General features: G+C 74.6%; 4 protein-coding genes and 1 pseudogene. 3 read left to right on the top strand and 2 right to left on the bottom strand.

Annotation, left to right across the window (positions count from 1 at the left end; translation table 11 throughout):
- Both VIU94_RS33600 and rsgA read right to left on the bottom strand, forming a co-directional pair.
- Positions 1 to 938 (bottom strand): bifunctional transcriptional activator/DNA repair enzyme AdaA (locus tag VIU94_RS33600; protein WP_331917386.1); only part of this gene is annotated, 938 nt, incomplete at its 3' end.
- Positions 939 to 1,024: 86 nt separating this feature from the next.
- The gene (rsgA, locus tag VIU94_RS33595; RefSeq protein WP_331917384.1) at positions 1,025 to 2,134 is read right to left on the bottom strand and encodes a ribosome small subunit-dependent GTPase A; all 1,110 of its coding nucleotides are present in this window, start codon (positions 2,132 to 2,134) and stop codon (positions 1,025 to 1,027) included.
- Between the two features lie 367 nt (positions 2,135 to 2,501).
- On the opposite strand from rsgA, the gene VIU94_RS33590 reads away from it, so the two are divergent.
- The 3 genes and pseudogenes from VIU94_RS33590 to VIU94_RS33580 form a co-directional block, all read left to right on the top strand.
- Entirely contained in the window at positions 2,502 to 2,810 is a 309-nt protein-coding gene (locus tag VIU94_RS33590) for a trypco2 family protein (protein WP_331917382.1), read from the top strand.
- A 7-nt stretch (positions 2,811 to 2,817) separates the two neighbouring features.
- Positions 2,818 to 6,903, top strand: a complete 4,086-nt coding sequence (locus VIU94_RS33585; protein ID WP_331917380.1) for a trypsin-like peptidase domain-containing protein — start codon at positions 2,818 to 2,820, stop codon at positions 6,901 to 6,903.
- A gap of 116 nt (positions 6,904 to 7,019) precedes the next feature.
- A pseudogene (locus tag VIU94_RS33580) lies at positions 7,020 to 7,680 on the top strand (N-acetylmuramoyl-L-alanine amidase); the annotation flags it as partial.

Raw genomic sequence — 7,680 nt, 5'->3', positions numbered from 1 at the left:
GGGCGGGCGGCGACCCGCGGGGCGAGCCCGGGGTCGGCGGCGAGCCGCTCGGCGACCGCGTACGGGTCGGCGTCCAGGTCGAACAGGCGGCGCAGCCGCTGCACGGCGGTGGTGAGGTCGCGCAGCTCGGCGAGGTGGATCCGGGCGTCGAGCCAGGCCCCGGAGGACGCCTCGCCGACGGCGACGATGCCCCAGCCGTACGGGAGGCGCAGGGTGCGCCGGTAGGTGCGGGCGCCCGGTGGGCCGACGACCTCCTCGACGCCGGGCACGGCCTCCGCGGCGAGCAGGTCGAAGACCTCGCGGGCCGCGTACGGGCCGCGGTGCGCGAGCCGCAGCGGGACGCCGGCGGCGTGCGCGGTGCGGACGGCCCCGGTGCCGGTGCCGGACTCGGCGCGCAGGGCGCTGGGGGTGCGCGCGTAGATGCGGCGGATCGTGTCGTTGAACTGGCGGACGCTGGCGAAGCCGGACGCGAAGGCGATGTCGGTGACCGGCAGGTCGGTGGTCTGGAGCAGCAGCCGGGCGGTGTGGGCGCGCTGGGCGCGGGCCAGGGCGACCGGCCCGGCGCCCAGCTCGGCGGTGAGCTGCCGCTGCACCTGGCGGGCGCTGTAGCCGAGCCGCCCGGCAAGGCCGGGCACGCCCTCGCGGTCCACGACCCCGTCCCCGATGAGCCGTATCGCGCGGCCGACGACGTCGGCCCGCACGTTCCACTCGGCGGAGCCGGGCACGGCGTCCGGCCGGCACCGCCGGCAGGCCCGGAAGCCGTGGCCCTGCGCGGCGGCGGCGGTCGGGAAGAACCGCACGTTCTTGCGCTTGGGGGTGACGGCGGGACAGCTGGGCCGGCAGTAGATGCCGGTGGTCTCGACCGCGAAGAAGAACGCCCCGTCGAACCGTGCGTCCCTGCTGCTGACCGCCTCGTACCTGGTCTCTTCGTCCCTCACACCCCCAGTGTGCGGGACCCCGGCGGGCCCGACTCGCGGTTTTCGGACACGGCGTTCGACGGCCCGACGAACGCCGTGTCCGACGCCTACCGAGCCCGGCCGCGCTTGGCCACCATGGCCGCGCGGCCCTCGGCGCCCTTGCGCTTCCAGTCCTTCAGGAGCTCGGCGCGGACCCGGGCGTCGGTCTTGGCGACGATGCGCTGGTTCTCGCGGAGCAGCTTGCGGTAGCTCTCAAGGCGGCGCACCTGCAGGGAGCCGTCGTCGACAGCCGCGGTCACTGCGCAGCCCGGCTCCGCCTCGTGGGCGCAGTCGTGGAAGCGGCAGGCGCGGGCCAGCTCCTCGATCTCGGAGAAGACCTGGCCGACGCCCTCCTCCGCGTCCCACAGGCCCACGCCGCGAAGCCCCGGCGTGTCGATCAGGGCGCCGCCGCCGGGGAGCAGCAGCAGGTTGCGGGTCGTGGTGGTGTGCCGGCCCTTGTTGTCGACGTCCCGCGCGGCCTGCACCACCATGGCGTCCTCGCCGGTCAAGGTGTTGGCGAGGGTCGACTTCCCGGCGCCCGAGACACCGAGCAGCACGCTCGTCCCGCCGCTCACGACCGCCCGGAGGACTTCCACGCCCTCCCCGGTCTCCGAGCTCAGCGGGAGCACCTGGACCCCGGGCGCGACGGACTCCACGTCCTCGACGAGATACGACAGCCCGACCGGGTCCGGGACCAGGTCTGCCTTGCTGAGCACGACGATCGGCTCGGCGCCGGACTCCCAGGCGAGGGCGAGGAAGCGTTCGATCCGGCCGAGGTCCAGCTCGCCCGCGAGCGAGACGGTGATGATCGCGTGATCGACGTTCGCGGCGAGAACCTGCCCCTCGGACCGCTTGGACGAGGTGGACCGCGCGAACGCGGTCCGGCGCGGCAGATACGCGCGGACGTAGCGGGGGTTGCCGTCGGTCTCGACGGCGGCCCAGTCACCGGTGCAGATCACCCGCAGCGGGTCGTGCGGGGTGACGAACTCGGTGTCGGCGCGGACGATTCCGTCCGCGGTGACGACGTCGCACTGGCCCCGGTCGACGCGTACGACCCGCCCGGGGACGAGCCCCTGCGCGGCGTACGGGGCGAACTCGGCCTGCCACGACTCGTCCCAGCCGTACGGGGCGAGAGAGGAGGAGGAAGAAGAGAGGGACGATGAAGCGGAGAAAGACAAGGGGAACCCTTCAAGGGGTGGCCCCGGCGGCGCGCCCGGACCGGGCGCGCGGAGTCAGCGAGAGAGAGGTCAGCCGGAGACCACGGAGGTGGAGTGGACGATCTGCTGGATGCGGGCAACGCCCGTCGTGACGACAGCCATCGGTCACACCTCCTGGTTCGCTTCATCGGCCGCGGCGGCCGACGGCCGCCCGGGAACTACGCGTACGTTACTCGCGGCCGCGGCCGGACCGCCAACCTTTTTTCGGCGGGAAGTTCGGCGGGAAGTTCAGGCGACTCTCGCGGGTTCTCGCGGTTCTCGCGATTCCCCTGGTGCGTACCGACCCGAGCAGTAGCATCGGTGCGCGAGCTCGGTGCGAGGGGGGCACATGCTTGAACTTGCGGACATGATCAGGGAGTTGCGCAGCGAACTCATCGCCGCGACGACAGAGGGCTCCGATCGGGCGGTCCGCTTCGAGCTCGGCCCCGTGGAGATCGAGGCGACCGTGGCCGTGTCCCGCGAGGCGGGCGGCGGCGGCAAGGTGAAGTTCTGGGTCGTCGAGGCCGGCGCGGACGGAAAGTACGGGCAGGCGGCGACGCAGCGGATCACCCTCACCCTGCACCCGAAGGCCGTCACCGCCGACGGGGCGACCCGCGCCGTGCTGATCTCCGGCGACGAGGCCGCCGACGAGCGGTGACGGCGGCATGACCCCCGTGCCGACCGGCCTGCGCGTCGCGTACGCGGCCGAGGTCATCGTGGATCTGGCGGGCGGCGGCCGCCGGCGCGGGTCCGGCTATCTCATCGCCCCCCGGAAGGTTCTGACCGCAGGCCATGTGGTGCGGGACGCGGCCGAGGTGCGGGTGCGCTTCGACGCGGACCGGCCGGGCGAGACGGCCGCCGCGGCCTCGGTGATCTGGTCGCACCCCGGGATCGACGTCGCGGTGCTCGCCGTGCCCGACGCTCCCCCGGCCGAGCCCGCCGAGTTCGGCGGGGTGGGCGAGCGGGACGCCGTCATCCACACCGGCGCCGTGGGCTTCCCCTCCTTCAAGATGCGCACCGCGCCCGACGGCTCCCGGTATCGCGACGTGGAGCACGCCCACGCCACCTGCGCGGTGTTGTCCAATCGCCGCGAGGGCACCCTCGACCTGCGGGTGCTCCCGCCCGACCCGGTGGAGGAGGGCTCCCCCTGGGCCGGGATGTCCGGGGCCGCCGTGTTCAGCGGTGGACGCATCGTCGGAACGGTCGCCAGGCACCATCTGTCCGACGGCCCGGGGCGGCTCGCGGCGAGCCGGGTGGACCGTTGGTCGGAGCAGCTGACCGAGAGCGAGCTCGCCGCGCTGGAGATCGTGCTCGGGGTCGGGCTGCGGCCCGCCGATCTCGCGGACGTCGTGCCTCCGCATCACCGTGAGGCGACGCTCGCCGCGTTCACTGCCTACCTCCAGGGCCTCGCACCCGACGAACTCCTCGACCGGCAGGGCGAGTTGGAGCAGCTGATCGTCTTCTGCGCGGGTTCCGACCCCTACCAGTGGATCCAGGGCGCGCCCTGGGCGGGCAAGACCGCGCTGACCTCGTGGCTCGCGCTGCATCCGCCGCACGGCATCGTCCCGGTGTGGTTCTTTGTCACCAACCGGGACGCGGGCAACGCGGACAGTCCCGCGTACGTCGAATCCCTCATCGAACAGTGCGCCGCGCTGGCCGACCGGGACCCGGTCGGCGGTGCCGCTCCGGCGGCCCGGGCGGGCGAGCTCCGGCGGCTTCTGACCGAAGCGGCGGACCGCGTGGCGGCGCGAGGCGGCACGCTCCTGCTGATCGTGGACGGGCTCGACGAGGACCGGTCGACCGGCGCGAGCATCGCCTCCCTGCTGCCGAGCAGTCCGCCGGATCATGTACGCGTCCTGGTGACCAGCCGGCCCCACCCCGGCCTGCCGATGGACGTCGACCCCGAACACCCGTTGCAGAGCTGCCCGGTGCTGCGGCTCGAACCGTCGCCGGCCGCCCGCAACATCCAGCACCAGGCCGCGCTGGAGATGGACGAGGCGCTGCGCGGCGACGAGTTGACTCGCGAAGTCATCGGGCTCGTCGCGGCCGCCCGCGGCAGCCTGACGGTCCAGGACTTCCAGGAACTCACCGAGCGCCCGGAGTTCGAACTGAGGCAGCGCATCGGCGGCCCCCTCGGACGCATCCTGCGCCGGAGCGAGCGAGGGTACGCGTTCGCCCATGACACCCTGCTCGTGGCCGCCCAGGACGCCCTGGGGAACGAGGTCCGCGAGTACGACGCGCGGATCAACACCTGGGCCGACGGCTACAAGGCGCAGGGATGGCCGGCGGGCACCCCCGACTACCTGCTGACCGGCTACGCGCACCAGGTCGCCGCCCTGGGCGATCGCGACGGCGCCGTGCAACTGGCCGTCGACAGCCGCCGTATGGAACGCATCCGCGAGAGCGTCGGCATCGGCCCGATCCTCGCCGAGAGCGCCTCGCTCGCGTCGGCCACCGACGACGAGGAGCACCTGACCGCGCTCGCCCGGGCGCGGGTGCGGGTCATGGAACTCGCGGTCCACGGCGTCGACGAGACCTCGCCCGAGCGCATCCTGAACGATCCCCGCGTCGAGCTCGTCGCGGGCGACCGCACGGCCGGCATCTACCGCAGGGTCGACGACCGGGACGCCGCCGGCGGGCCCGTCACCGAGAACTACGCCTGGTCGAACCTGGCCCTGGGCAACGCGGCGCGGGCCCTGTGGCTGCTGTCGCTGCCGTTCATCGCGATCAACCTCGCCCACTGGGCGAAGCCCGACGGCGGGCGTTCGACGCTCCGGCGCGCGTACGACGTCCTGGTGCGCCTGCTGGGCCTCGGCCTCACCGTGCTGCTCGCGGGCGTCGTCTGCGAAGTGGCCCTCGACCTGGTGGCGTGGCAGTGCGCCGCGCAGGCGTCCTGCGCGCGCGGGAAGCCGTGGCCGACCTTCCGCGCCCTCGACGGCGGCGCGTGGTTCGACCCCGGTCCCCGGCTGGCCGTCTGGGCCGTGGTCCCGGCCGGCGCGGTGGCCCTGCTGTCGTCGCTGTCCCGCCGGTCGGGGACGCCCCGTGAGTCGGCCTCCCCGCCGCCGCAACGCGAACGGACGGAGGAAGAAGTCGACGCTCCGTGGCGCTCGACGATGGAGTCGCCGGGCTTCTGGCACGGGAGCGGGTTCACGGCCTCGCTGCGTTCCGCGCACACCGCGGCCTCCGTGCTGACGGTGACCACGCCTCTGGTGGCGGCGGCGCTACGGTACGACCGCTCCGCGTACGGCGACGGCGTGCTCCTGGCCTGCGGCTGGGCGCTGGCCGCGACGCTGACGGTCGGCTGGCTCACGGTGATCGGCGTCGTGGCGCGCCGGGGCCGCAGCGAGCGGAAGCTGGAGCCGCGGTCGGACCCCCGACGCGTGGCCCGGGCGCTGCCCGTCGCGGCGTGGGTCCAGTTCGCGCTCGCCGTGCTGTACGTCAGCCGGGCGCGGCCGGAGTGGCGGGCCTCCGGGCGGCTGCCCGGCGTCGACGCCCTCGACCACGTGGTCGTGGCGCTCTGGCTGCTGACCGCCGCGCTCGCCCTCGTCGCCGGTCGCCTCTTCCATGCGCGTCCCCAGGCGGTGGCGCTGAACGGACGGGCCGGCCCGGCGTTCGCCGCGGTCGCCTGCGCGCTCGCGGTCGGGTTCGCGGGCGGCGCGACCGTGTGGACCGCCGACTGGCTGGCCCCCGGCGACGCCGCGGGCACGGGCAAGATCGCGGGGCCGCCGGTGACGCTCGCCTGGCACGCGGCCCTGCTCCCTCTGATCGCCGTGCTGTGTGTGGCGCTGGCCGTGCTGGCCGCGCGCCGGCAGTCGGTCCTCCGGAAGTCGCTGGCCGCCCAGGTCGTCGTGGAGCATGTGGGCGAGCTGTACCAGGTCGCGGAGCCGAGCGACCTGCCGCGCACCAGGGCCATCGCCGCCGCGACGGCCCGCGCGCGGCTCACCGATTCCACTCCGGCGCTCCTGGGCGCGACGGCGGCGGCCGTCGCGCTCCTCGGCGCCGCGGCCACGGTCGGCGCCCTGACGACCCAGGCACTCCCCGGCGGGGCGACCGGGCCGCTGTCGGAGGCGGCGGGGACCGTCCAGACGATGGGCACCTGGCTCGTGGCGCTCCTCCTGGCGCTGCTGCTGACCATGAGCTGGCGGGCGTACCGGGACCCCGCGGCGCGGCGCACGATCGGCCTGTTCTGGGACATCTGCACCTTCTGGCCGCGGGCGTCCCACCCGCTGGCCCCTCCCTCGTACGCGGAGCGGGCGATCTCCGACCTCTCCTGGCGGATGAGCACCTCGCTCCGGAAAAACGGAGGCGGGATGGTCCTTCGCGGCCACGGTCAGGGAAGCGTGCTGATCGCCGCGGCCCTGTGGCAGCTCTCGCCGAGGGACCGGCACCGGATCTGCCTCCTCACCTGCGGCTCGCCGCTGAGCCGGATCCACCGACGCTGGTTCCCGGCGTATTTCGGGGTGATCCACCTCCGGGCGCTCTACACCGACCTGGACGTCTGGCGGAACGGATGGCGGCCGACCGACCCGATCGGCGGCCCGATCGCCATCCCGCCCCAGTGGGGAGAGAAAGTGCCGGACTTCGGCCCGCTCAGGGACCCCGCGCGCTTCGGGCGCAGCGCCGAGGATCCGTTGCCCGCGCCGATCCTGGGGCACCTCGACTACCAGTTGGACCCGCGCGTCCAGGAGGAGCTGTCGCTGCTCCACGCACACGTCGAGCGCAGGAGTCCGCCGCCCCCCGCTCTCGGCTGAGCGGCGCGTCCGGAGCTCCCTACCCGCCCTGCCGGAGGTCACGCTTCCGAGCTCCGGTATGTTTCGCGCGGCAAGCGCGCACGGGCGCGCACATGGCGAGCGAGGGGTGGGGCCGCATGAAGCGGCGTCGGGTGTGGGGCACGGCGATAGCCGTGGTGGCAGGGCTGTCCGGCGTACTGGTCTTCCAGGGGGTGACCGGGAACGCGGACGGCGAGTACGACGGCAAGGCGGCGCAGGGCCCGGTCGAGACGAAGACCAGCAGTGTCGCGCTGAAGACCGCCGACGGCGGGCGCAGCGCGTCGCTGGCGCAGCAGGACACCGATCCGTTCAGCATGCTCGGCGTCACCTGGGCCGATCCCAAGGCACGGGTGACGGGCAAGGTCGAGGCGCGCGCCCGCGGCGCGGAGTCCGGCGACTGGTCCCGCTGGATCGAGCTGGACGACCTCGGCTCCGCCGACCCGACGGCCGAGCGCGGCGGCACCGAGCCGGCCTGGTTCGGTGCGTCCGACGGCGTCGAGGTGCGCGTGGTCGCGGGCGGCAAGGCGACCGCCGTGCTGCCGTCCGACCTGCGGCTCACCCTGGTCGACCCCGGCAAGGACCGCCGCACGCCGCAGGCCGCGGCGATGGCCCCGGCCGGGTTCGCGGTCGAGGAGAGCGCGACGCCGACCGAGCCGGTCCCGGACCCCACGCAGACCCCGGCGCCCGAGCCGACGCCCACCGAGACCCCGACCACGGACGCCCCGACGACGCCGGCGACCACCGAGCCCGCGCCGCCGA

The organism is Streptomyces sp. (assembly GCF_036566765.1).
Taxonomy (GTDB): Bacteria; Actinomycetota; Actinomycetes; order Streptomycetales; family Streptomycetaceae; genus Streptomyces.
Note: the sequence above shows the minus strand (reverse complement) of the source record. Positions and strands in the feature narration are given on the sequence as shown.

What these genes read in the sequence shown, in the direction of transcription:
- VIU94_RS33590 (WP_331917382.1), top strand. Translation starts at nt 2,502, where the DNA reads ATGCTTGAACTTGCGGACATGATCAGGGAGTTGCGCAGCGAACTCATC.
- VIU94_RS33585 (WP_331917380.1), top strand. Translation starts at nt 2,818, where the DNA reads ATGACCCCCGTGCCGACCGGCCTGCGCGTCGCGTACGCGGCCGAGGTC.